Raw genomic sequence first — 24,951 nt, 5'->3', positions numbered from 1 at the left:
ATTATCTCTCCCTGCTAACCTGGGACGCTTCCGACTGTTCAGGTTGTGGCAAACTGGCTAACCACTTAGTGATAGACGGTTTATCAACTTTACCGGCCGGACTTAGCGGTAACTGACTAAAGTGACTTAAGAATTCTGGCCACTTATGTTTTTCAAGACCTTGCTGGTGTAAATACTGGGTAACGTCATTCAGAGAAAGTGGTGATGTACCCTGCTGTAATGACAGACAAATGCAAACGCGTTGACCCAGGTCATGATCAGGAACAGCGACGCAGGAAGCGCTGACAACATTCGGATGTTGTGTCATCAGTTTTTCTATCTGGGCAGGACTGATATTCACACCACCGCGAATGATCACATCTTTCTTGCGCCCCATCAGATTCAGGTAACCGTCACTGTCTATACAGCCCAGATCGCCGGTATAGACCCAGCCTTGCTGATCCCGATAAGTTTCATCCAGCACTGGCGAGTTAACATACTGCATCGGCGTAATGGGGCCACGCGCTGCAATTTCGCCGATCTCACCCTGTTCCAGCGGCTGATGGTGATCGTCAACAACCCGGATTTCACAGATTGATGGATCCGGCTTACCAACGGTTGCCGCAACCTTTTCCCTGCTATCGGTCAACGCATTAAAGCAATTCACTCCATCTGCCGAACCGTACAGGTTAATGAACTGGCAGCCAAAAGCCTCATAACACCGGTTAATCGTGGCTTCATCGATCAATGCGCCGCCGCTCACTAAGGCGACAAGATCCCTCAAATCGAGCGCAGCCAAACGATCATCGGATGCCAAGCGCTGAAACATAGTCGGCACGCCCAGAACATGAGTCGGCCTGAACATGCGAATCGCGTCAATCGCTGCATCTACGGAGAATTTAGGCAGAATAATGACAGTACCGCCAAGTAAGGCCATCACACACGAACTGGCTGTCGAACCAAAAGCCGACCCCAGAGGCATCAGGTAAAGCGGGGCGAATCGTGGTTTCCCGTCCGACAGTAATGCCATAAACCGCCCTCTGCCGCCCAACAGCGCATTGTGCGAATAAGCCACCAGTTTGGGTTCAGATTCAGTACCTGACGACACCAAAAAGCGAACAGGATCATCCGGCGACAGTGCCGGGCATTCAGGCAAAGCGCTAGCATTCAGTAAATCAGCAAAATCGCACCAGCCCTGACGCTGTTCACCTACGGTAATGAGCAAACGCAATGACAACAACAATGGCCGCAGAGTCTCCAGCATTGCGCAAACATCTTCACCTTCCGAGTGATGTTCTACGATAATAGCTCTGGCCTGGCATCGCTTGAGTATGGACTCAATATCCAGCTTGCCCCTTCCTGGCGGGATGGGACACACCACCACACCAATCGCGGCCGCGGCCATGTCAATCACCAGTGATCGCCAGCTATTGCCCAATTGGTAAACCAGCACATCTCCCTTCACCATTCCGGCCTGCGCCAATCCATTTGCGACTTTGAGACTGTGCTGATAGATCTCCTCAAATCGATGGCTTCCTTCACTGGAACACACTGCAATAGCATCCGGCTGTCGCCTGGCCTGCTGGGTGAAAGCATCAAAAACAGTGATGTCCGGATAAGCACCTTCAGCTTTCCACTGTGTACGTACTTGTGTAGGAACCAGATTGATAATGCCTGCAGAATTCATTGCGGCCTCCATAATGAGCTTAACTGGGTAAACGCCCGGGTTGTCAGGAAAGGTTCGGTTTCATTAGCAGATGAGAGGGACGCTAACTCGATGTAATCGCTATGCATCAAAGAACTGCAGTCGCAGGCATCACCTTGTAATGCCGGTTCGGTCAGCAGAGTGGCTGCACCGAGCAATGAGCTTTCGGCGTATATGCCAGATTGCCCCTTCACTCGACAGTACAACGCCATTACCGCAGCCTGAGCGGCCAGAATACCGCCAAAAACATCCGTAGCCGTAAAAAGCGTCCCTCCCGGAATACCCGAGTGCCGGCTAATCACATCGGCCAGTCCCGAATAGGCCTGAGCCATAAAGTCAGTACCGGGTATCTGGATTGTGCTGTCCATTTGCCCCCAGCCTCCTGCATAGACATACACAAGATCAGGGTTAGCTTTACTCAGTTCAGTCATGTCCAGACGGAGCTCTGCTGCCTTGCCGGGCGCCCAGTTGTGAATGAACATATCGGCATCACCAGATAATGCAGTCACCTGTGCCCGGCCCGCTTCTGACTTGATATCGACTTCAATCACCTGCTTGTTACCGTTCAGTGCCGAAAAGCGGGCCGAACAATCATCGGCAAGCGGAGGCATACCGCGTAACGGGTCTCCTCCTAACGGTTCAATGCGCGTCACACTTGCTCCAAGCGCTGCCAGAATGTAACCGGCCAGCGGCCCCTGAATCCGACGGCAGGATTCCACTATGCTGATACCTGATAAAGGAAGCCCTCCGGGCTCAGTACTGAAAGGCAGAGGACAAACAGAATCAGACTGCTGAAACATGAAATGCCATGGCCCCTGAGACAACAGGGCCTCGACATCGTCATCCTCTCTCCGCGCTTGCAAAGAGCGCACTGCCGTAATTGCAACTCCCTCTTTTATTGCTACTTTTTCCAAATCACTAAAATCGTGTTCAGCTAACAGTGATGGCATCGCCGGAGGTAACGGGGCAATAGCCTTGGCATAGCGCTGCATAAACGCATGCCAACCTTGGCTGACATCTTTCGGAGCCGCGCCCAGGGACAGCCAGAATGCCTGCCAACGCTGCGGTGACAAGGATTCCAGCTCAAACAAAACACCGTCTTTAGATGTGAACGGTGGTCGAACAGAGGGATCCGACTGGCCACTGGAAAAACACTCGGGATCAGAGGCTGTTGTAGCCCCGGCCATATATTGTCCTACCGCTAACAGGCCTGCTTGTCGCAAATCAAAAACAGTTTGATCGCAAGTCATCCCACGATGCTTCCCGGTCAGGCCAGCAAATAATTGCTGCACAACCAGAGATGCACCCGCGATGGAAATATAATCGACCCCTAACGTCACCTGACGATCCAGAGAGCGTGAATGAACCGAAGCCAAACCGGTTAATACCTGTAACGCCCCCTCACCACACACCTCACCGTCTACAATCGGCGTTGTAACCATAACAGTGAATGCAATGCCATCCTGCTCACTCAGTGCCAGATGCAATTCATTCGGGGCCGTTTCGTTATTTCGATCCTCGAACCGAATTCCCAGCTTCACCGCCTGAGAATAAAGTGCCTGAATAAAAGGGGAAAATGCGTCACTGGCCTGACTGAAATTACCCGTCAGGTTTAACGATTGAAAATATGCTGATTTCGACATGACTTTTCACTCTGCATTATTGAAGACTGATTAAAAGCCCGGAACATTAACCGCCAGCGACGGCTGGAAGAATAGTAATGGCATCACCGGCCGAGACAGCAGTATTCAGCCCTTCACCAAAACGAATATCCTCATCATTGACATATAAATTAATGAAGCCATGGACTTGCTCATTTTCAACTAAACGAGCTTTAATGCCGGGAAAGTCGACGTCCAGATTTTCGATCACTGTTTTAACGCTGTTACCTGACGATGTGACGGTTTTCTGATCATTTGTCAAAACGCGAAGAATAGTTGGAATATGAATAGTGACAGACATGAGTTTTCCTTATTGAATAATCTTAATGTTTTCTTCAACCGGACGTCCTTCCAGATACCTGAAACTTCGGACTTCCAGATACGAATCAGGGGAGGTCGAAACAATGACATGGTGAGTATGTGGCGTAAGAGAAAAGGCCAAATCTTCACGGCTGGGATAGGCCCGCGAGCCTGAGTGAGAGTGATACAGCACAATAGGCTCACTACCTTCCTCTTCCATCTGACGCCAGACCTGAAGCTGTTGTTTAGAATCAAAGCGGAAATACACTTCAGATTCAGCGATATTGCGCATAGGGATGACCGCCGATGGGATATCGCTGCCTGCCGGACCAACGATTAACCCGCAGGCCTCGAGAGGATGCTCCTGCCGCGCATGTGCAACGATGGCGTCAATTTGAGACTGAGTCAGTACTAACATCCAGATATCCTCAGTAACTTGCCATATTTGGATCAACCTGCTGAATCCAATTCAGAATGCCGCCTTCGAGGTTTTTCAGATCCTCAAAGCCTTGTTCTTGTAATGCCAGCAGCGCTTTACGTGAACGTCCACCCATCTTGCAGTACAGGATCACCGGCAGCTGTCGATCGAGCTGGGATAAGCCTTTACCGCTGATGATGTCTCGTTGGGGAATACTGACAGAACCCGGTATATGGCAAATTTCGCGCTCACCCGGCTCCCGGACGTCAACCAGCTGAAAGGTCGCTTTCTGCTCAAGAATACGCGCTAAATCTAACGGCGCTATTTGCGGAACAGCGACATCAGAAACTGTGTTATTCAAGCCGCACAGCATCTGATAATCACTCAGAGCATGAATGGGCTTACGATTAGGTGCTTTGCGCAATGGCAGGGTGCGATAGGTCATGTCCAACGCATCATAAACCATCAGGCGACCAAGCAGACTGGTACCTGCTCCTGTGATCAGTTTGATGGCTTCCGTTGCCATGACACTACCAATTGCCGCACAAAGCACGCCAAGTACACCTCCCTCAGAACAAGACGGCGCATGTTCAGGTGGCGGTGGTGCAGGATACAGATCGCGATAATTCAGCCCCTGCCCTTCAGGCGCGTCTTCCCAAAAAACCGATGCCTGACCTTCAAACCGAAAAATGGATCCCCACACATAAGGTTTCTTTGCTAATACGCAAGCATCATTCACTAAATAACGGGTTGAAAAATTATCTGTGCCATCCAGAATCAAATCATACTGACTAATAATCAACAGAGCATTTTCCGGTTCCAGTCGCTCATAGTGACAAATCACTTCAATGAATGGGTTAATATTTTCAACCGCATTTCGTGCACTGTCCGCTTTATTCTTACCTACATCAGAAATACCGTGAATAATTTGTCGCTGCAGGTTTGATTCTTCAACATCATCAAAATCAATAATACCCAAGGTTCCAACCCCAGCGGCGGCCAAATAAAGCAACGCAGGAGAACCAAGTCCACCGGCTCCAATCACCAGCACTTTGGCATTCTTTAGCCGACACTGACCGATATATCCAATATCTGGTAACAATAAATGACGACTATATCTCTCTTTTTCTTCTCTCAACAGATTTGGAGCAGGTTCTACTATTGGTAATAGTTTCATATCTAACCCTCTGAAATTTTCCGGCCTTTACTTTTGAAGACCAACTCATTTTCACTTTGTATTAAAGAGAAGAAGGGAAATAAAAAATATCAAACGGCGAGCTTTTTTCTATCAAATGACGAACACCCGCTTATTTGTTCGCAATTTGATATCGGTTTGTTCTGCATTTTATATCGCAAATAGTTACAGCCCCTATAGTGATGCAAGTATTTCGTTGCGGAGAAAAATAATGAAACGGCATCACATCATCGGGCTAGGGGTATTGCCAGTCACCTGTCTCAATGCTCAAGATCAAATCCCCCACACAGCACCTGATGACATTATTGTCGTTGAAGCAAAATACTGGCCAGAATCCGGACAGGATATACCCGCCACGCGCCACTTTATTCCGTCAGAAAGTATTGCCACACCTGCCCAGGAAAATATAGAGCGCCTCAGCCAGTATGCTGCCAATACCATTGTCGAGAATTCTTCCGTCCAGCCCAGGGTTGTCATCCGCGGTCAGTCATCACTGGATACGGGTTTGAGCAGCCCTGTAGGTTATATGATTGACGATGTATCTTTGCCTCTGGGTATCCGGCAAGCCCCGGATTTGCTGGGTATCGACTATATTGACCTCATCAAAGGCGCTCAGGGCAGTTATTACGGCAGAAATTCTGAATCCGGAGTAATCAAAGTACATAGCCTCACTCCCGGTCGCGAGATGTCCGGCTGGGGAGCATACAGCTATCTTCAGTCTAAAGGAGGCGAAAGCAGTGCGCCTGGCCATCAGATTGAAGCTGGTATCCAAGGAGGCTCAGAAACGATTGCAGGAATACTGGCAGTCCGTTCACTAGATGCAGAAAGCCCCTACTATAACCAGTTCAGACAATCCAGTAATGAGAACGAATTAACTCGCCTCCATGTAATGGCAGGAATGACTTACGCACCCAATGCACAAACGGCCATACAAGTGCGCAGCCGGTGGCAAGACAGTGATGATGGCAGAGCCACAATGCGTTATCTGACAGGCCCGCTGGCAACCGAGCGATTCGTCGTAAATCAAAATACGCTCTCAGATGAAAACGAAACCACATCCGTGCATTCACTGCGTATCGACCACGATTTCGGCCCAATGGCGCTAACGGCTATCACCGGTTATACCGATTATTTGCAAGATTTCATTATTGATCCGGACACAGGCCCCGCACCGATAGCCGCCACGACCTCATACCTTCACGACATTTCTGTTTCTCAGGAGATCCGCATTGCCGGCACTCAGGCTTCTGGCTTGCAGTGGGCAGCGGGAACCTACTTATTTCAGCAGGACACACACGTTGATTTCACTATGGGCTTTTCAGGTCTTGCCCGTGATACCTTAATCGAACATAGAGGGATCGCTGGTTTTGGTCATCTGCAAATACCGCTCACGCCTGCACTCAGCTTGACTGCAGGTTTGCGGGTAGAGCATTCAGAGCAGGAAGGCGCAATGTCAGGCGTTAGCCCGCAAAATGTAACTCAGACGCTGGACGATACACAGTGGTTACCCAATCTGATCAGCCATTACCGGTTTTCGCCACAACAACTGGCCTATCTCAGCTGGTCCACCGGCTATCTGCCCGGCGGGTTTAATTACAGCTCTGCTCTGTCAGATGACAATTTCACCTATGATGCGGAATACACCAACAGCTTTGAAGCTGGCTATCAGAGTGACTGGCTAGATCACGACCTGCACATAGAAGCTGCCCTCTTCTATAACCAGATCCGAGATAAACAGATGCTCGACATTTTGCCTGGCATGGTTCAGAAAATGACAAATGCCGCTGAAGCGGATATTTATGGTTTAGAAATGCTGGCTGACTGGCAGTTCAACTCGCTCTGGTCCGTCAGAACACAAGTCGGCCTGCAGCATGGTGAAGGCCAGCAAACCAGTAATAATGCTTCAGGGCAGACAACAAACGACCTGCCATACACACCCGATTACACTTGGTCTGTCGGCCTCAGGTATTCGCCGTTACCCACGCTGGATACTGAGCTTGCGGTCAGGGGCAGCGACACCTATTTCTTCGACAGCCAAAACACCCTCAAACAGGATGCTTATGAAGTGGTCGACTTCAGTGCCACCTATCTGTTGAGTCCGGTTACGCTGACCTTTGCTGTCAATAACCTCTTTGATGAGGAAATCTTCAGCCGCGCTGTCAACACACCTGCGGGCGCCATTGTCGAAGACACTCAGCCGCGTACATTTTCAATTACCGCTAACTATCAATGGTGAGCCAGTCATGATGACTTCACTTTGCGGCACCCCAGAGCAGCATGCACTATTTTCATCCCTGTTAGGGCCTGTACGCTGGCAGGTGCTGGAGTTTGCTTTTTCACACCGCTTATTTGACCATTTTGAACAAAGCAATTCTGTTGAAATCGTCGCGCAGCAACGCCACTGGGATCCTGAGCGGCTTGAATTGTTACTGAACGCCTTAGTTGCCATGGAGTTGGTGAGTAAATCTGCTTGCGGTTACAGGTTAAATACGCAATATCGCCCCTATCTGCTCAGTCATTCTGCACAGTACCTTGGCGACACCCTCACTCACCTTGCCCGCGTGAAGTCAATCTCACCTGCCACTATTAATGATTTACTCCAATTCCCGCACCGGTCTGCTACAGAACTGAACATGCGAAATACGCAGTTCTGGCAGCAGGCGACTACCGGTTTACAAGCTTTCCAGCGCAGTGTTCGCAACCCGATCCTTCTTCCTGTTTTGAGCACACTGCAAGGCTGGGATACAGGCTTAACAATTCTGGATTTAGGTGCAGGGTCTATCCAGCTCGCTGAAGATATTCTGAACTGTTCTCCACAATGTGAAATCACAATCTTTGATCTGCCACCTTGCTGTGAGCTCCTTCAGCAACAGGTCTTGCCAGAAAGTAAGCTGGCCTCTGCAATCAGATTTCTGCCAGGGGACATGAATGAGGCTAACTTCGGAGTGGGTTATCAACTCATTATCGCCGCCATGTCCCTCTACTTTGCCAACGATCTCAACCAGTGCATTAACCAGCTTTGGCAGGCTCTGGAGCCAGGCGGAACTTTCATCAGCTTTCATGAGTCGCTCAATACGGCGCGCACACAGCCCGCTTTTCACATACTGGGGCGCTTACCTGCCGAACTAGCCAATGGGCCACTTTCACTAGAGGCCGGGCAAGTTGAAGCCGCACTGGAAGCCAATACACCAGCAAACCTGCGATCTCTTCCACTACAAACACCTTTTGGTGAAATGACTTTGATCATTGCAGAAAAATCCATCAACGCATAATTAGAGAGGGTAAACATGTTATTAAATAAAGACTATCTTCGTCAGTCTGTGATTGGAGATCAATGGCCGGTACACACTCCTTTCGGCATCAAACCCCTTGTGTACGCCGATCACACAGCCTCTGGCCGTAGTCTGTCTTTAATTGAGCAATTTATTCAGGATCAAGTGATGCCATTTTATGGCAACACCCATACTGAAACCTCGCTTACTGGCAGGCAGACCACCTTCCTGCGCGAGCAAAGCCGGCGTATTATCCGTAAAGCCTTAAATGCTTCTGAAGAACAGCACGTGATTTTCACAGGGTCTGGTGCCACCAGCGCCATCAATCGCTTTATACACCTGCTGGATTTACCTCGGTATCAAGAACATAAACCTGTTGTGTTTATTGGCGGGTATGAGCATCACTCTAACGATCTTCCCTGGCGTGAAGCGAATGTCAAACTGGTACGCATACCGCTAAATGCAGCAGGCGCTCTCGATCTGGATGCATTACGTGAGCAACTTACCTGTCACCAGTCGTCTCCGCTATTAATCGGTTCATTCTCTGCAGCATCCAATGTCACCGGAATAAAAACCGATGTAAAAGCAGTAACGGCATTACTCAAATCATTCGGTGCTCTGGCTTGCTGGGATTTCGCAGCCGCTGCACCTTATGTGCCCATCGATATGCAAGCTGTTCCTATGGATGCTGTTTTTATCTCTCCTCATAAGTTTTTGGGTGGCCCGGGCACCCCGGGATTACTGGTCGTTCGTCGAGGCTGCTTTCAACAACGGCTTCCGGGGCTGAATGGCGGTGGTACGGTTTCTTATGTTAATGCAGACATGCACCATTATGTTGAGGACATTGAACGACGGGAAGAAGGCGGAACACCGGCAATTATTGAATCCATCCGTGCTGGCCTGGTCTTCAAAATCCAGCAACAAATCGGGCTGGACTACATTGAACAGAGAGAAAAAGAATTGGTCGAACAGGCATTTACCTGTTGGGCATCTATCCCGAAGCTAGACATGCTTGGCAGCCAATCATTAGAACGTCTCGCTATCTTTTCCTTTAACATCAAACAGATGCATTATGGTGTCGTTGTAGCCATGCTCAATGACTTATTTGGCATCCAGGCTCGTGGTGGGTGTTCTTGTGCTGGCCCATACGCGCATCACCTCTTGGGCATTTCATCTTCTGAAGCTGAGCAAAACCGACAGAAACTACAATCTGGAGACACTCAAAGCCGACCCGGGTGGGTGAGGTTAAACTTACACTATTTGTTTGATCAAAAAACCGTCGACTATATCCTTGAGGCCGTGTCAGTTATCGCGAACCAAGGCCACTTACTCCTGCCCTATTATCATTACCACCAAGATAAAGGTGTCTGGCTTTATCAGCATCATCAGCCTCAGCTGACAGCTTCACTGGATCATTTCGACACTTATTCGGATAACAGCTTCAGCCCACCCGAATCAATGAGCGATGCCATGAGCAATGCTAAGTCACTGTTTGAGCAACTGCGTAATACCCCCGCCCACCGTCTGCACAGTAATGATGCAACTGTACCTTAGCAGTCCGATTCAACAGGCAGTATTTCCGGGTGAGAACGCTCTCACCCCATGACTATGCCCGCGACACCAAATGATAAGACTGGATAGAGTCAGATTGATATGAATCACAAGGCACAATAACTAAGTCCGGGCCGTAGTGCGATTTCATCCTGCGTTTGGGCTGTGTTCAAAAACCCGTATATAGTTATTCCAATAAGGGATGGCCGTTGCCGGGAATGGTAAGATGATCAATGTTCAAATTTGCCTTTTTGCATACAACCTGGAGGAAAGCATTGCCAGCTGTATTGAAAGCGTCATGGAAAACTGCGGCAGTTATCAGTATGAACTGTTTGTCATGATAAACGGCTGTACCGATCAGACATATGACATTGTGTCTGGTATCGCTGATACAAACTCCAATCTTCACCCGGTTTTGATTGAGATAGGTGACAAGTCAAACGCCTGGAATACGTTTATTTATCAATATTATGATGGCCATTCAGTCGCCGTTTTTGCCGATGGCGATCTGACATTTGGTAACAACGCCTTCAAACATATTGTTGACTGCCACATCTCACAGCCACACTACAATGCCATTACAGGCTTTCCTTATGATCAGGGAAGAAGCAGTAAGCAGATGCAAAACAGAATGCAGCAGAATCATGACCTGGCTGGTGGTTTATACCTGCTTTCCCCTTTATTTATTTGGGCATTAACAAACAGCCACGTCAAATTGCCCGTCGGATTGATCGGTGACGACAGCATGCTGGGATTTCTCTCAGCAACCAATATTTGCAGCGGTACTGATTTACCCAAACAACGCATTGGTGTGTGCGTCAAAGCCGTGTTCATCTACTCCCACCTCAGCCCGTTACGCTGGCAAGACTACAAGCTTTATTTCAGACGCCGGGTTCGCTACTCGCTGCGTTACTTTCAACAACTCAGTATTGTCAGTGATCTCAAACAGCAGGGTATTTCCGCCATGCCGGCAGTCGCCATTCATGGCACGTCTGCATCCCTGCATCAGGTTCGCTGGCGAAGCAGTAATCTGATTTTTGACCTGATATCAAAATGGATGATCGACAGACAAAAAATGCGATTACACCCTGAGTCAGATAATACCAGCAAGTCTCTCAGCTAGCCGTCGGTTTACCGCGCAACGAACTGCCGGCCAGCTTCTGCACCATCCGCTCACAGTCCATATTCCATATTCCATATCTATGCTTCTCAGTGATGAACCACTATCACTCTCTTGTCGCATTGCAGCCCCTGACATGCTGTCAGAGTCAGCTCTCCCTGATGGTGCGTAAGATCGATCTGACGGCCATTAAACGGCTGGTGATTGACATACCAGAATACCTCAGACGGTTTTTTGTTACTTTTCAGTGCAATCGAGTCTATTTGTGACAGGTAATAGTGCTGGCCATTGTTGACAGACAAAATCCGGATCCCCGCCTCTGGCTGCTTCTGCTCAGATGACGCTTGTTCAGAGAGCCCCTGACTCATCATATGCTGCTGTTGCAGCCATACACTCAGCGCCTCGGGCCATCTATCCGTCACCACAAAGTCACCATCACTTTCCAGAGTAGGCGGCGTCAGACCATTACGGGTATAGGCATATTTCTGATACGCGCAGCTGGCGTCCGCTGATACTGATTTGGCCCGGCCTCCGGGCCAGCAGATCAACTGGCGCTTCACCGTTGCCGGCTGGTGTACCCGACTGGCGTCCTCGGGTAACTGATCAAATACATCAAACATAATCGGTGCTGCCTGAGTTGCGCCGAGATAACCGACAACAGGCGATGAATCCGGGCGGCCGACCCACACCGCCACTGTGTAATCGGCGCTGACGCCGACCGACCAGAAATCGCGGTATCCATAACTTGTGCCTGTTTTCCAGGCAACTTCACGACGCACCCGCGGTACCACCCGGTCCGACGCGCTGATCGCACTCAGGGTGTTAAATACCATCCAGCTGCTTTCAGCACTGAGGAGCGTTTTCTCAGTTTCTGGCGCTCTCTGCTGATCTCTCACCATATTCAGCGTTCTGAACTTCCCCTCTGTGGCCAGAGAACGATACATTTCAGCCAGTGTCAGCAGGTTGGTTCCCGTCCCGCCTAATCCAACCGTCAGGTTGGCCTGATGGTGTTGTAACTGCACCCCCACCTGACGTAAGCCCTGCTCGAAAACAGCAGGCGTCAGCGCATTAAATACCTGAATCAAAGGTACATTCAGCGATTGTTTCAGCGCCTCACTCACACTGATGGCGCCCTGAAACCGCTCATTCAAATTCTGCGGCTTGTAATCAGAAAAACGGGTTGGGATATCACTCAGCAGACTTTCGGTATGAATAACGCCGCGATCTATCGCCATACCATAGATAAAGGGCTTGAGTGTGGAACCTGGAGACCGGACAGCCTGAATCATGTCGACATGGGCAAAGCGGCTATTATCCTGAAAATCCACCGAGCCCTGATACGCGAGCACATTGGCTGTTTGGTTATCCACCACCAATACAGCCGCGGAGGAATGCTCAGGCAACTGGCGCTTCACTTTGGTCAGTAAGCGGGCGACCCGCTGTTGAATAACACCGTCCAGCGTTGTCTGGATAATATGCCTGTCCGGATACTGCTCCCTGAGCATACGACTGAGCAAAGGGGCCAGCGTTGTGTTGTGCGTACGTCTCAGTTCAACCGCTTCCTGTTTTAAATGCTGTGTCGCCTTATCACTTAGCAATCCGCTGCCGTGCAGACGATCCAACACTTTATTTCGCATGGATTGCGCTGTGTCCGGGTATCGGTCAGGCCGGTACAGCGACGGCTTTTGCGGCAAGACCACCAGTAAAGCGGCTTCGTTCTTCGTCAGGTGCCCGGCCGTAGTATTGAAATACCGCCGGGAGGCGGCCTCAACACCGGCGATATTGCCGCCAAAAGGCGCCAGGTTCAGGTAAAAAGTGAGTATCTCGTCTTTACTGTAATACCACTCAAGCTGTAAAGCCCGCCAGAGCTGTTTCAGCTTGCCGGTAATCGATCGTGCATGAGGATCAATCAACCTGGCCACTTGCATGGTCAGCGTGGATCCGCCAGACACAACGTAACCATTGCTGGCCCACTGCCAGGCGGCCCGGACAACGGACACAGGGTTAACACCCGGATGCCAGTAAAACCAGCGATCTTCATAATTGAGCAGTGCCTGAATATAGAAAGGATCAACATCAGCCAGTGTGACGTTGTAACGATGGACGCCCTGCCGATCTCCAAATGAGCGCAGTATCTCGCCATCCCTGCTAACGACGACTGTCGCAGGGCCATCCGGGTACAGAGGAGGCAAAGGCCACAAACTGTTCAGCACAAATACTGCCAGCCAAAAGAAAACGAGCAACCCTGCCATTTTCACTGGCAGAGTGGCTCGCAAATTGAGCAATAATCGTTTCATCAGAAATGATTACTCTGGATCATCACGGCTATTTTTCCACCGTCATGGTTTGCGGCTTCTGCCAGTACGCCAGATGTTTTTCCGGACGATACATTGACTCGATAAAGACAGGCGGTACCGCGAACGTGCCCGGTACTTCTGCACGCAGAATATACCCATAACGGGATTGCTGGCCTTTGCGCATTTCATCGGACAGCACAAAACGATCATTGCGGTATTCCTGATGATCGGCAGTCTTGAGCTCAATACCTGCCGGTAATACCCGTTCGAGCGGCAAGCCTTGATTCAGGGCCGGGTTTTCCAGCACAAAACCGGCAGGAATCTTATCAACCAGTAAGGCATCATTCACGCGCTCGTTCAATGCGACAGTGAGTACCACAACAACCCGGTCTCCCACTTTCACACGGTTAGACGCCAGAGGTTCGCCCTTCATGGTATAGAGTTTGCGCTCTACCTGTTCGGCATCCAAGGTATTAAAGCGGTTAGCCTCATTGGCAATCCCGCGATTTAACATCTGGTAGCCTTGCGCCAGCACTTTGACATACACAGGTTTGTCATCCAGATTCTGGATTGTCATCTCACTCGCTAATGGCTGACTGAACATCCCTGTCTGGCTCACCGGATTACCGCTGAAGGACAGATTGAAAATCTGATCGCGGTTTGCCGCGTTGGTCAGGGCAGATGCCTGCACCAGCGCGGCACGTTCCTGCGTGCTCATCCAAGATGTGTTTGCCAGATCGATCAACTGCTCCAGATACTTTGTCTGCAGCTCTTGTGCCATTTCTTTGAGAGAATTATCACCCGCCATCTCCTGCAACACAGTCACCGATTTTGCGACATCGCGCAGGTTCGAGCCGTAATCGCCGAAATACCTGTGCCTGCGGTTGTAATCCCTGATGTCATCGAGCATGTCTTCCGCATCATCACTGGCACCTACGTTGGCATAACTGGCCGCCATATGCAGATAACTGAGCTGGGTTGGCAGGGTCGTCAACTTCATGCTGTCGAGATCACTCCACTTCAGCTTGCCCTGCTTGCTCATCAGGTAGGCAGCGTAGGCACGCGCCACTTTGGCTGATTCCATGTCATAGGCCAGATTACTGGTCAGTGATTCATTACGCACATACGCCATCAAGCGATTGGTGGCTTTAGTCAGCATGGAAGCCGGTACCACCCCAGGGAACCGTTTGTCAGCCGCGAGCAGAAAATCGGTCACATAGCCGCTGAGCCAGGGATTTTCCCGCCCACTGCTGTCCCACAATGAGAAACCGCCACTATTTTTCTGCATGGTTTTCAGCCGCAGCACGGCTTTTTCGATCAGCTGTTTGTCTGTCGATGGCGTATCGTCTCCGTCATCATCACTGTAATGACGAGTCTGATGGGCCTGGGCTTTGAAACGCTGCAGTTCTGGCTCATCCAGCAGAAATGGCCAGGCTTTACTGGTTGTCTGTTCGGCACAACCGTACGGATACCGGAACAGTCCTCGCGCATGCTCCTCGGTATTGAGCACAGGTGTCCGGCTGAAATAAGCATGTCCCATGCTGCCACGCACCACATCCAGGCCAGACCAAAGCTGCTCGCTGACATTGTATGTCTCTTTCGAATCCAGCAGCACCGACTGCGACTGCGTCACCCAGGGCATGACCGGGCGAACCGGGATCCCCCACGAGCGTTCAATCGATATCTCCTGGTTGTTCACACTCAGCGTCAGCGAAGCACGGTCAGTGATAGTGGTATCTGACACACCAAAACGATAACTCTGGCTCCAGTGTTCACCATCTTTCAGCACCAGTTCAGTCGCTGGCTGCTGGTTGAAGTTAAGTGTTTCGGATCCCGCAATCGCCACCGCCAGAGTCTGAGTGTGACCACTCACATTGTGAAGATCGACAGTGACACTTGATTGGTCGCCAGGCACCAGAAAGCGCGGCACACTCAGTTCAGCCACCACAGGGGCGCTGATGGGTTTATCCAGCACCGCTTGCCCGACTTGCGAACCGTTAAAGACGGTCGCCACAATCTGAGCTTCACCGTTGTAGTCCGGGATGGCCATGTCAACCACAGCTTTGCCGTCCACCAGTTTGATCGGTCTGGTCATCAGAATGATGGACTTACTTTCAACCAGGCCGTCATTTTTGTTATCGGTGTCTTCGTTGGCATCACTGCCAAACCGCGACTGAGCAAACGGATCAGGCCGCTGATCGTACAAGCGCGAATACATATCGATGACATCCGCACTGTATCGGCGCTGGCCAAAGAAATAATCATGCGGATTAACCGGCTTGAACCGACTCAGATTGATGATCCCTTTATCAACCATAGACAGGGTGATCCAGGTATCACCGCCCTGCCGGGCATCAATGTTATCGACAGTCACCGGGACAGAAAGCGTTTCTGAGGGTTTGATCAAATCCGGCAGATCCAGCGCAACATTCAGTTTTCTGTTACTGCGATCCAATTTAAGCGGTTTGATACCAAAGTAGCGCTTGGGTGTCTGTCCGTCTATTCCAGTCAGTGTGGTGGTCAGGAACACATCGTGGCGGGCCAGTGATGCCGGAACCGGTACAGTTACATCAATCATACCGGCCTGTACAGGATAGCTTTCCGACCAGACAAGCTGATCCGCTTCCAGTGTCACCAGCAGGCTTCCGGACAGAGGCGCAGTCACTGTGACTGTGGCTTGCTCACCGGCGACATACGCCGGTTTATCCGTTTGAATCACCAAATGATCCGGTTTGGCTTTCAGCTGTTCATTACCCTGATACCAACCGGCATAAAAGCTGTAGCTGGATGACACACCGGTCGACACATCAGTCACCGTCAGCAGATAGTCGCCCCACTTGGTGGAAAACGCCAAGCTTTCCGGCTGCTGGCCGACTTTGATTTTCTGGCTTGATAAACGCTTCCAGCGTTCCTGTTTTTTACGTTTCCAGCCAATGCCTTCTTCGTAAACCCAGTAATACGGCCCCTGATCATAATCCATGGTGATTTCCAATTCACCGCTGGTGAGAGACTGTCCATCAGCACTGAGCAGTGCAAGCTTGAACAAGGCATCGGTATTGTATGGTACAGAGACAAATTCAGGTTTAATGCCGGGAACCGGCTGATTTTTCCATGTCACGTAATTGAGCTTACGCTGTACCGCTGCACCGCCCGACTCCAGCAAACTGAAATTTGCCACGGTTTTTACCGGACTTTTTATCTGTTCCGGATCAGGCGTAGGGAGATTAACGGTTAACCGTCCTTCTTCCGACAGGGCGACTTCTTTCAGCTCCTGATAATTGGAATCCAGCGTGAAAGGCACGCCGACAGCATAATCTTCAAACTTGCCCGGAATATGAGTGACGGGGGCATAAGTCACCGCTGATTTCACTTTATTGCCAGCCGCCGGGCTGCCAAAAAGATAGCGGCCATTCAGTTCGACCTTATTCGTCTGGCCCGCGAACACAAATGGCGCGGCGTTTTGAAATGTCAGATCCATACGCTCAGGTACAAATTCTTCGAGCTGAAATGACAATTCGCTTATCGGGTCTGGCGCGGTCGGATCTAAACGGACTTCGATACGGTATCGCCCGGTTTTCCAATTCGTCTCGGTCTCAAGCTGACGAAAATAATAACCCTCGGCCTGAGGCTGTAACTGCTCCTTCAAGATTTCCTCATTCCATGGATTCACCACAGACAAGGAGACAGGTCGCTGAGATAAGGTCCTGCCGTCTTTATCGCGCAGAAGAATGTTTACCGGTAAGGCCTCACCGGGTTTCACCAAATCACGGTTACTGTAGATATAGGCTTCTGTCGCCTGATATTTTCGACCGCCAACGGCACTGTCCGACAAATCCAGCGGCGCTTCACGCATAGGCAGAATCGCCATTTCTTCTTTAGCGACACCGCTATCATTGCGGCTTGTCATCCGGGCGATAACAATATCTTTACGCTGAGTCCGGATATCAAAACGGGCAACCCCGTGCAGGTCAACAGGCTGACTGTCGAGTAAGGCGTTATCGCGGTAAATCTCTACCACACCTTGTGTCAAAGCGTCGCCCGTCGAGAGCCTCGCCAGACTGAATACAGCCTGGCGGGTATTGATTCTGGCCTGAATACCGACATCGGTGAGCAGCATATGCTTGGCTTTCACGCGGTAAAACGTACCAGGCGCTTTAATCACCACTATGTACAAGCCCGCATCCAGGAAATGCGGAATCGGCAGTCGGGCTGAGGTCTGGACGTCTTTCTCGCTGGGCGGCAGTGTATAGCGGTCTGAAAACACGCTTTTATAAGCATGCTTGATATTGTCCAGGTCATAGCTGGATAATTGGTCCTGAAGATAATGCCTGTTCAGCAGTTGCCCTGGCTCAGTCACCTGTAATATCTCGACATCGACATGGTCAAGATTGATAAAGTTAACAGGGATCGATTGCTGGTTAGACTGCGGAACCAGTGGTCCGCTGCCGACAAATAAAACTTCCGGTGTTTGCTGTGATTTTTCTTGATCCGCTTCCGCATAACTGAATAACGAAAACAGCGACAGACACAACAACAGCAAACATTGCCGCCATTGCGCCAAATTAATTGATATAACCATAAAGTATTATTCTGCCCTTACCAACTAGAGTCGTAAAATATTGCTTTTATGTTCACTATGCGCATTATTCTATCCCGACCTGAATATAAAATGCTGCGATTAAGAATAAAAACGACCACTGGCCCGCAAATACAAAGCAGGCCATTAGAAATCAGTTATGAAGATCGAAAAAAACGCTGGCACTGAGACCAACGTCTTTCGCTGTTTATGAACATGACCGCCATTTCAGCCCGGCCTGATGCACCATGTCATCAAGATCATTCAGCACAACCGTCGCGTGAGGGTGAATGTCATGGAAAAGCACTATCCCCTTTCGCCATAACAACATCAATGTCATGACACGATCAGCAACCTGCCGTGATGACAGACGGGCATTCCAGTCCTGGCTATCAATAGTCCACAGATAAACAGGTTTGCCCTGACGTTGTAACCACTGTGACAGCGCCAGGCTTCGCATACCATAAGGCGGGCGGAAAGGGGTGTCTGAAGGCAGGGAAGCAAATTGCGCCATTACCTGATCCGTGCTGGTAATGGAGTCTTTCGATTTATCCAGCGCCTTATGCGCATGATGTCGCCATCCGTGGGACCCAAGGCACTGAGACTGATACCAGTTCTTATGTTCAGCCGGAACCAGCTTACTACCCAGCACAAAAAAGTACGCCTGGATGCCTCTGTAATTCAGCTGATTAATCAGTGTATGGGTACGAGTGGGATGCGGGCCGTCATCGTAGGTCAGCAGAAACTCGCCGTCGTCAAAACGTTCACCCGTTACCTCAGTGTCGTTAAAAGTCAGAATCTCACTGCTTATCCGGGGAAACAGCGCCGCTAAACGTACCTGCTCAAACAAATAATAGTGGTAAAACTGCTCACTGGATTCACGCCATTTACTGTCAAAAGCAGGCAGGCGTTCGCGCGCGATCCTGACCAGATCGTCCCACTGCTTCACAGACTGATTGTGAGAAGCAAAACGATACCCTTCCAGCATTCGCTGCTGCGTTTTGCTACGCCATGTCACAACAGAGTCAACACTCACCTGCTTCACACCGGTAAAACGAGAGATGTCCTCTGCGCTTGCCAGCGGTACTTTCGCCATAACATGGACAAACTGCAGTATTTCTGCGGCAGAAGCCCGATCAAAAGTCATCTGCGAATCAATGATCTCCGGCCACAGTGCCCTGTTAATTGAGGCGACTTTGTCTGGCCCAGCAGCATAAAGCAAACCCGGCCATAAACAGACCAGCAACATCAAGCGAATGATTTTCATAAGATATCCGACCTAATTCACCATGACGACTTGCGCCGAAAAGCAGATCTGGACACATCGGCCAGAAAGCTAATCCCAAGCAACTTCAGGTCGTTGGGTCTACTGGTATAAGCGACATAAGCATGCAGACACTTAAGGGTTTCCTCAATCAATGCGAGAAATTGTTCACGACTCAGTTCAGGCAACGCTGTTTAAGTGCTTCAAAAACTTCACGGCTTATACTTTGCCGGGTCATCCCGGAAGTACCAGTATTTCGCTCGTAATCAAATGTCACATGCTGCAAACTGACACCTTTCGTCAGAATCTGAATTTCATACTGAGTATTGCTGATACGGCGCAGACCGCACACCAGTTTTCGCCGCGGGTTCAAGTGTAATCCATTCATTTTCCAGTCCGCTTCCTGAGAAAACAGCCGCGCTTTCGGATGATATAAAAACACTTCAGATAACTGATTGGCTCCCAGATTATCGTCAATCACCAAATCAGGATGCCCGTCAAAGTTGATATCCAAAAAGCGGGCACTATAATCCAGATACTCAATTTCGTGGGGCACCGGGATGGATTGCATCCGCCCATCAGCAAACTGAACGCTGACCGCATGATCACCAATCTCGACCGACCTCACCAAAGCCACCGGATTTTCCCCGGCGGTGGTTTCAGACCAGACAGAAGCACTGAGCATCAAGCTCAGCACAATAAGTAAAGACTTCATTTGATTCATGCTGAACTACCTGCATGTCGCTTCGAAAAGCAATTGTGATTGCAGACTGACCCGAAGCTGGTGCGTTTGCGAATCAATCTGGTACTTGTAATGACCGCGCTGGAACGACAAGTCGATAGCACCGGGACTGGTCAGCGTTTTTGTCATGGTGAGTTCCTGCGTACCCGCTTTAGAAAACCTGTAAATCAACACCTGATCTTGCTCACGGAAACAAACGCTAGCCACACGCTCACGTCCGATCTCACACAGATAGACATAACTTTCCCCATCCAGACAACCTGCGTTGGTGGCATGTCCGATACGATTCAATAAAGAAAAATTTTGCTCGTCAAAGAGTTGGGCCGGAGAATAGCGGCTAATATCCAGAGGCAAGTGATACAGCGTGGATAAAAGATTTATATCCACCGAGGAACGAATCCGGTCCAGCTCCACAGTCAGAGGTTGCCAGACCTGCTGTTCAAGAATTCGGAAATCTGGCAGGAATGGATGCCGGGTGAAAGACACTTGTGCAGCAATGACAAGCGGACCTGCCGTATTGATGTAATAGCCGGTTGAATGCTTGCCCCTGTCATGCACCACAGTCAGTTTTTGCAGTTGATCACTGTCACGATACACCGCTTCAGATTGAACGCTTCCACACCAGGCTCCCCATAATTGCGTTTCAAGCACTTGTCCCTGTGAACTGAGCTGTATCGCACAATAGGGTTCGCCATTGTCGCGGCGGTTCTCTGTGTGTACGTCAAGGGCTGCCGCCGGAGCTGACAACAGCACAATGCCCAGCCAGAAAATACGTAACATCATCCCTCGTCCCCGAATTCACAAGCATCAAACAAGACTGGCAACAGGCAATCCTGTGCGCCTTCTGTCCCGGAAATCACGGCCATGCTTTAAATCCCTGATAGACTTTTCCGTCAAATTTCAGCGTCTGATCAAAACTCCAGGCCGTTTCATAAACATCTGAAAAGTATTGATCACTCATCTTATCTTTGACTTTTGTCGTCAGTTTTAAATCCCGGTATCCATGGGAGATTTTATTTCCGATATTGATATAGACTTTGGCCTGATGAATCGGGACAGGCTCATCGGTCACTGAAAAATGGCCTCCCTGATTCGTCCAGTAATTCATCGGCAAACTTTTCAGTACAGGCTGTAACTTCTCTTGTTCGCGTACAAAGAGCGTCATATAGCCAGACGCCCCGCCCTCTGCATACCGGGAAGCATGACCAATATCTAACCGAACCCCGAAGGCTCTGGTCTCATCGTTCAGGTAATAACGCGCGGTATCCAGCCAGATCTGATCATTATCAATCCGTATTCCCCCTTCATCGCCAACTGAACCGGTATAAGCAGAAACCACCTGATGCGTTGTTGTATCAACCAAGACAACGCGCCAGAGGTACTGAGATGAGTCATCGAGCGAATCCATAAAACGGCGCTGAAAATATGACCCCAACATGATGTCTGGCTCTCCCGGTAAGCGCTTACACGCAACCGAGCTGAAATTATCCTCATTCCATTCAGAATCATTCTGATTGCGGGCATCAGACTTTAATACCGACATCATGGCATTACTGCATAACTGGGTTTGCGCGGCCTGTGCCGAACCCGCCCACACCGAAAGAAAGAGGGGGGCAGACACCATCAATTTCAATCGTTTCATGATTCATTTACCTTCAAAGATTGAATATGCTGGTAGAGCGCAGTCACCCGCTTGATATCCGGCACATACTCGCACTCCAGAAATGCATCCTTCACGGTATCACCTTCTGTAAACACGTGATTCACCAAAAGCGCCTCATCATCGATAAAGCTGAATGTATAATAGTTATATTCTGCAGTTGCTATTTTCAGAAAACCTAAGGGATCCATGGTGACTGATTCGGAAGTCACCTTCTTTTCGACGGCCAATGCATCATTTCTGTAAATCGAGACATCCTCACCGGAGACAATTAATTCCACTTTCCCACTATAACCATCTTCCATCTCATAGACTGGATAGGTCCCGTACTCGTTGGTAATATATTCGCCTCTGTGCAAATCATCACAACTCAATTCAAATTCAAACAGACTGTCACTACTGCTGGCTTGAGCGACATGAGAAAACAGCAGCATTGCTGAAAATACCAAACCGCTTCTACTGCCTAATTTCATCAAAATTTTCCTTCTGGTTGACTGACTCATAATTCACACGCATCTATCTCAAAATTCAATGCGACATAGCGATTCCCGTACTTTCTCAGCAATAAAGAACGCTTCGAAAAATAAGTACCCAGTTTCGACTTATCCACAAAACAAAAGTGATAGCCTAAATGGTTCTCTTTAGTGAGGGTTAAAGCGTAATACCAGTATTCACTGTCCAAAACGATCATCTTTTCTGAATAGACAGGCCTGGGAATGGTTTTAAACTCTGGAAAACGATTTTCTTTCGCTATGCGTTTAGGCATCAAAGAACTTCTGAATGTGGTGATATCCAGATTCTCATAGACATCTTTCAGTAATTGCGGATGATTTAGCAGGGCAAGATCACGAACGTTTTTTGAACAAAACAGATCAGTTTGACGATCAGGGCTGGCTGTGATCATATACTCCCTTTTTTACGGGAGTTCCTGATGCATATCGATGCTTTTTCTCAATTCTTTTCAGTTATTCAAGACCCACGACAGTCAGCAAAAATATCGTACCCACTGTTCGACATTTTGTTTCTGACCGTATGCGCCACCATTGCAGGCATGGAGGGCTGGGAAGATATCGAAGACTTTGGCGAAGCTCACCTCGATTGGCTACAGGACAAAAGACTTTTTCGCCAGGGCATCCCTGTTCATGACACTATTGCCAGAGTTGTTTCTTCCATTGAACCTGACCAGTTTCAAGACTGCTTTTTAAAATGGATACAGGCAGTCAACGTCCATTCAAATGGCGAGCTTATTGCTATTGACGGCAAGGTGTTACGCAGCTCCTACAACCGAGAAGATCGGCAATCAACGCTCCACATGGTCAGTGCTTTTGCGACAGCCAACGGCGTTGTCATGGGACAAGTTAAAACCCAAGATAAGTCCAATGAAATCACCGCCATCCCTGAGCTGCTCAAGCTGTTAGATATCAAAAGTTGTCTTGTCTCTATCGATGCGATGGGCTGTCAAACCGATATCGCCAAGCAGATAGTTGAGCAAGGTGGCGATTACCTATTGGCAGTCAAAGGCAACCAAAAAAGTCTGGCTAAAGCGGTACAAAAAGCATTGGCGCCATTGCTCGGAAAAAGCCCAGCGTGTGACATTGAGCGCGGACATGGGCGTATTGAAGCGCGCGAATACCACGTCATGTCAGCGCAGGAGTTGACGACAGATTTCCCTGATTGGAAAGGGCTTCAAAGCGTCGGTGTTGCTATTGGCTATCGTATTGACTCAGCAGGGAAAGAGTCGCTGGAGTACCGCTACTATATTAGCTCTGCGGTGCTCACCCCCGAACGTTTTGCCAATGCAGTCCGAGGTCACTGGGAAATCGAAAATCGGTTGCACTGGGTGCTTGATGTCACGATGAATGAAGATGCTTGCCAAATCTATCGTGGCAATGCCGCCGAACTCCTGGCTGGTGTGCGTCACATGGCTCTTAACATGCTTCGATTAGAAACAAGTAAAAAGGCGAGTATCAGGCGAAAGCAGAAAATAGCTGCCATGAATATTGCCTATTTGGAGCAAGTAATATTGGCGGGAATCCAAGGTTTGGATAAAAAATGAGCATACGTGCTCTCGCCCTGGATGATTTAGCCGTACTTCTGTAGCTTGATAAAATTGCCCATCAAAACGAAGCGTTTTGTCTGTTTTATTTACGTCCGATTCATGAATGTTCTTTAATGGATAATCAGTCGACTTTTCGACCTTTGTTGTGATTCGAATGTCCCGATAACCATGTGCTTGATCCTTAAGAAAAGAAAGGAACACATGGCTCTGTTTTGTAATCAGAAGATCATCGTTCGTGCTACAGTGATCCCCTTCAAGTCGTTGCCAAAGATTCGTAGGAAAATTCAAAAGGACAGGCGTCAGCTCTGAATCTTTTTCTACAAACAATGTAAGAAAATCAGTTATGAGAGAATCAGCACACCGGGGAGCAGTACCGATCATTAACCGGACTCCCAATGCTCGTGTTGTCTCATTTAAGTGATATCTGGCAGTATCCAACTTGATGCTATAAGGACTTACTCGAATACCACCATCTTCCTGAACTTCATCACGATAGCTGGATAGGACTTTTCCGGATGATTGATCAATCACTAACACACGCCATACATATCGATCACCGTGACCGACTTGCGTCATATTCTTCAGATACGACGCGAGCATTTTCTCTTGATTGTGAGGCAATATTTTGCAAGCAATCGCATCAAACTTTTTATCGGCGAAGCCTTGATGAGACAAGTCAAGTAATAGAATTGATTTCGATGCCTCTGAACAAGGCTGACTGTCGGAAGCATAGAGGTGGTTGGCGAACAATAATGCGCACAACGTAAAAATAAAACGGATGGTACTTTTCATCAGTCAGTTTCCATTTCAAGCCATTGCATTCTTCAACATCATGATCGTCACGGTTTCAGACCCATAATTAAAGCTGCAAAGCTGAATAATAAAATCGCTGTCTTTCCATGCAATCGATTCGGTTTTCTTTCAGATAGGTGCTCAAGAATTGACAGTTTTTGTCTGCATAGGCTTGCCACGATACTAATAGCTGTGATTTTGAAACGACAACAGTATCCCTTCATTCCAGCCCGCAAAAGATTGACGACTGAAATGCATCGTGGGTGTCAAGGCCAGTTTAACAGGTAGTGTTCAAAGTTTTGTGTCTTTTCCTACACTTCCTAAAAAAGGGGGGAGACACATCATGGCTGATAAATACGA

At 49.1% G+C, this 24,951-nt stretch carries 19 protein-coding genes; 5 read left to right on the top strand and 14 right to left on the bottom strand.

Annotated elements, in window-relative coordinates:
- Position 1: 1 nt before the first annotated feature.
- From Q4491_RS14290 to moeB, 5 genes are read right to left on the bottom strand one after another with little or no spacing between them, the layout of a single operon-like run.
- On the bottom strand, positions 2-1,666 hold the full coding sequence (locus tag Q4491_RS14290) for a class I adenylate-forming enzyme family protein (RefSeq protein ID WP_237796307.1): 1,665 nt from the start codon (positions 1,664-1,666) through the stop codon (positions 2-4).
- Positions 1,663-3,327 (bottom strand): CoA transferase, encoded by a 1,665-nt coding sequence (locus Q4491_RS14285; RefSeq protein ID WP_192016405.1) that lies wholly within the window; start codon positions 3,325-3,327, stop codon positions 1,663-1,665. Before Q4491_RS14285 ends, Q4491_RS14290 begins: the two co-directional genes overlap by 4 nt.
- Positions 3,328-3,373: 46 nt before the next feature.
- Positions 3,374-3,646 (bottom strand): MoaD/ThiS family protein, encoded by a 273-nt coding sequence (locus Q4491_RS14280; protein WP_192016404.1) that lies wholly within the window; start codon positions 3,644-3,646, stop codon positions 3,374-3,376.
- Positions 3,647-3,655: 9 nt separating this feature from the next.
- Positions 3,656-4,063 carry a Mov34/MPN/PAD-1 family protein gene (locus tag Q4491_RS14275; protein ID WP_192016403.1) on the bottom strand — a complete coding sequence of 136 codons (408 nt, stop codon included), beginning with the start codon at positions 4,061-4,063 and terminating at the stop codon, positions 3,656-3,658.
- A gap of 10 nt (positions 4,064-4,073) precedes the next feature.
- Positions 4,074-5,240 (bottom strand): molybdopterin-synthase adenylyltransferase MoeB, encoded by a 1,167-nt coding sequence (moeB, locus tag Q4491_RS14270; protein ID WP_192016402.1) that lies wholly within the window; start codon positions 5,238-5,240, stop codon positions 4,074-4,076.
- A gap of 229 nt (positions 5,241-5,469) precedes the next feature.
- Here moeB and Q4491_RS14265 point away from each other — a divergent pair, with 229 nt between their 5' ends.
- The 4 genes from Q4491_RS14265 to Q4491_RS14250 all read left to right on the top strand — a co-directional run bounded on the left by Q4491_RS14265 (position 5,470) and on the right by Q4491_RS14250 (position 11,204).
- Positions 5,470-7,494 carry a TonB-dependent receptor gene (locus tag Q4491_RS14265; protein WP_303458342.1) on the top strand — a complete coding sequence of 675 codons (2,025 nt, stop codon included), beginning with the start codon at positions 5,470-5,472 and terminating at the stop codon, positions 7,492-7,494.
- A 7-nt stretch (positions 7,495-7,501) separates the two neighbouring features.
- A complete protein-coding gene (locus Q4491_RS14260) occupies positions 7,502-8,530 on the top strand; it encodes a trans-aconitate 2-methyltransferase (protein ID WP_303458340.1) in 1,029 nt (342 codons plus the stop codon).
- Positions 8,531-8,545: 15 nt separating this feature from the next.
- Entirely contained in the window at positions 8,546-10,084 is a 1,539-nt protein-coding gene (locus tag Q4491_RS14255) for an aminotransferase class V-fold PLP-dependent enzyme (protein ID WP_303458338.1), read from the top strand.
- A gap of 223 nt (positions 10,085-10,307) precedes the next feature.
- Complete coding sequence (locus tag Q4491_RS14250; RefSeq protein WP_303458336.1) at positions 10,308-11,204, top strand: glycosyltransferase family A protein; 897 nt, start codon at positions 10,308-10,310, stop codon at positions 11,202-11,204.
- Between the two features lie 86 nt (positions 11,205-11,290).
- Here the strand turns inward: Q4491_RS14250 and pbpC are convergent, their stop codons facing one another.
- The 8 genes from pbpC to Q4491_RS14210 all read right to left on the bottom strand — a co-directional run bounded on the left by pbpC (position 11,291) and on the right by Q4491_RS14210 (position 22,644).
- Positions 11,291-13,498, bottom strand: coding sequence for a penicillin-binding protein 1C (pbpC, locus tag Q4491_RS14245; RefSeq protein ID WP_303458334.1), 2,208 nt, complete (start codon positions 13,496-13,498; stop codon positions 11,291-11,293).
- 28 nt (positions 13,499-13,526) lie between these two features.
- Positions 13,527-18,077 (bottom strand): alpha-2-macroglobulin, encoded by a 4,551-nt coding sequence (locus Q4491_RS14240; protein WP_303458332.1) that lies wholly within the window; start codon positions 18,075-18,077, stop codon positions 13,527-13,529.
- Between the two features lie 205 nt (positions 18,078-18,282).
- Complete coding sequence (locus tag Q4491_RS14235; protein WP_303458330.1) at positions 18,283-19,341, bottom strand: polysaccharide deacetylase family protein; 1,059 nt, start codon at positions 19,339-19,341, stop codon at positions 18,283-18,285.
- Positions 19,342-19,513: 172 nt separating this feature from the next.
- Positions 19,514-20,062, bottom strand: a complete 549-nt coding sequence (locus tag Q4491_RS14230) for a hypothetical protein (protein ID WP_303458328.1) — start codon at positions 20,060-20,062, stop codon at positions 19,514-19,516.
- A 6-nt stretch (positions 20,063-20,068) separates the two neighbouring features.
- Entirely contained in the window at positions 20,069-20,863 is a 795-nt protein-coding gene (locus tag Q4491_RS14225) for a hypothetical protein (RefSeq protein ID WP_303458325.1), read from the bottom strand.
- A 73-nt stretch (positions 20,864-20,936) separates the two neighbouring features.
- Positions 20,937-21,722 carry a hypothetical protein gene (locus tag Q4491_RS14220; protein ID WP_303458323.1) on the bottom strand — a complete coding sequence of 262 codons (786 nt, stop codon included), beginning with the start codon at positions 21,720-21,722 and terminating at the stop codon, positions 20,937-20,939.
- Positions 21,719-22,213, bottom strand: coding sequence for a hypothetical protein (locus Q4491_RS14215; protein WP_303458321.1), 495 nt, complete (start codon positions 22,211-22,213; stop codon positions 21,719-21,721). The genes Q4491_RS14220 and Q4491_RS14215 overlap by 4 nt, the downstream gene beginning before the upstream one ends.
- Positions 22,214-22,239: 26 nt before the next feature.
- Positions 22,240-22,644, bottom strand: a complete 405-nt coding sequence (locus Q4491_RS14210) for a hypothetical protein (RefSeq protein WP_303458319.1) — start codon at positions 22,642-22,644, stop codon at positions 22,240-22,242.
- Between the two features lie 27 nt (positions 22,645-22,671).
- Between Q4491_RS14210 and Q4491_RS14205 the strand changes: the two genes are divergently transcribed.
- Positions 22,672-23,796, top strand: a complete 1,125-nt coding sequence (locus Q4491_RS14205; protein ID WP_303458317.1) for an ISAs1 family transposase — start codon at positions 22,672-22,674, stop codon at positions 23,794-23,796.
- On the opposite strand, the gene Q4491_RS14200 is transcribed toward Q4491_RS14205, so the two are convergent.
- Positions 23,683-24,591, bottom strand: a complete 909-nt coding sequence (locus Q4491_RS14200) for a hypothetical protein (protein WP_303458315.1) — start codon at positions 24,589-24,591, stop codon at positions 23,683-23,685. The two genes, Q4491_RS14205 and Q4491_RS14200, sit on opposite strands and share 114 nt — an antisense overlap.
- Positions 24,592-24,951 lie beyond the last annotated feature (360 nt).

This window comes from Photobacterium sp. 2_MG-2023, from assembly GCF_030547675.1.
Taxonomy (GTDB): domain Bacteria; phylum Pseudomonadota; class Gammaproteobacteria; order Enterobacterales; family Vibrionaceae; genus Photobacterium; species Photobacterium arenosum.
The sequence above is the reverse complement of the archived record's forward strand: the minus strand, read 5'-3'. Positions and strand labels throughout refer to the sequence as shown.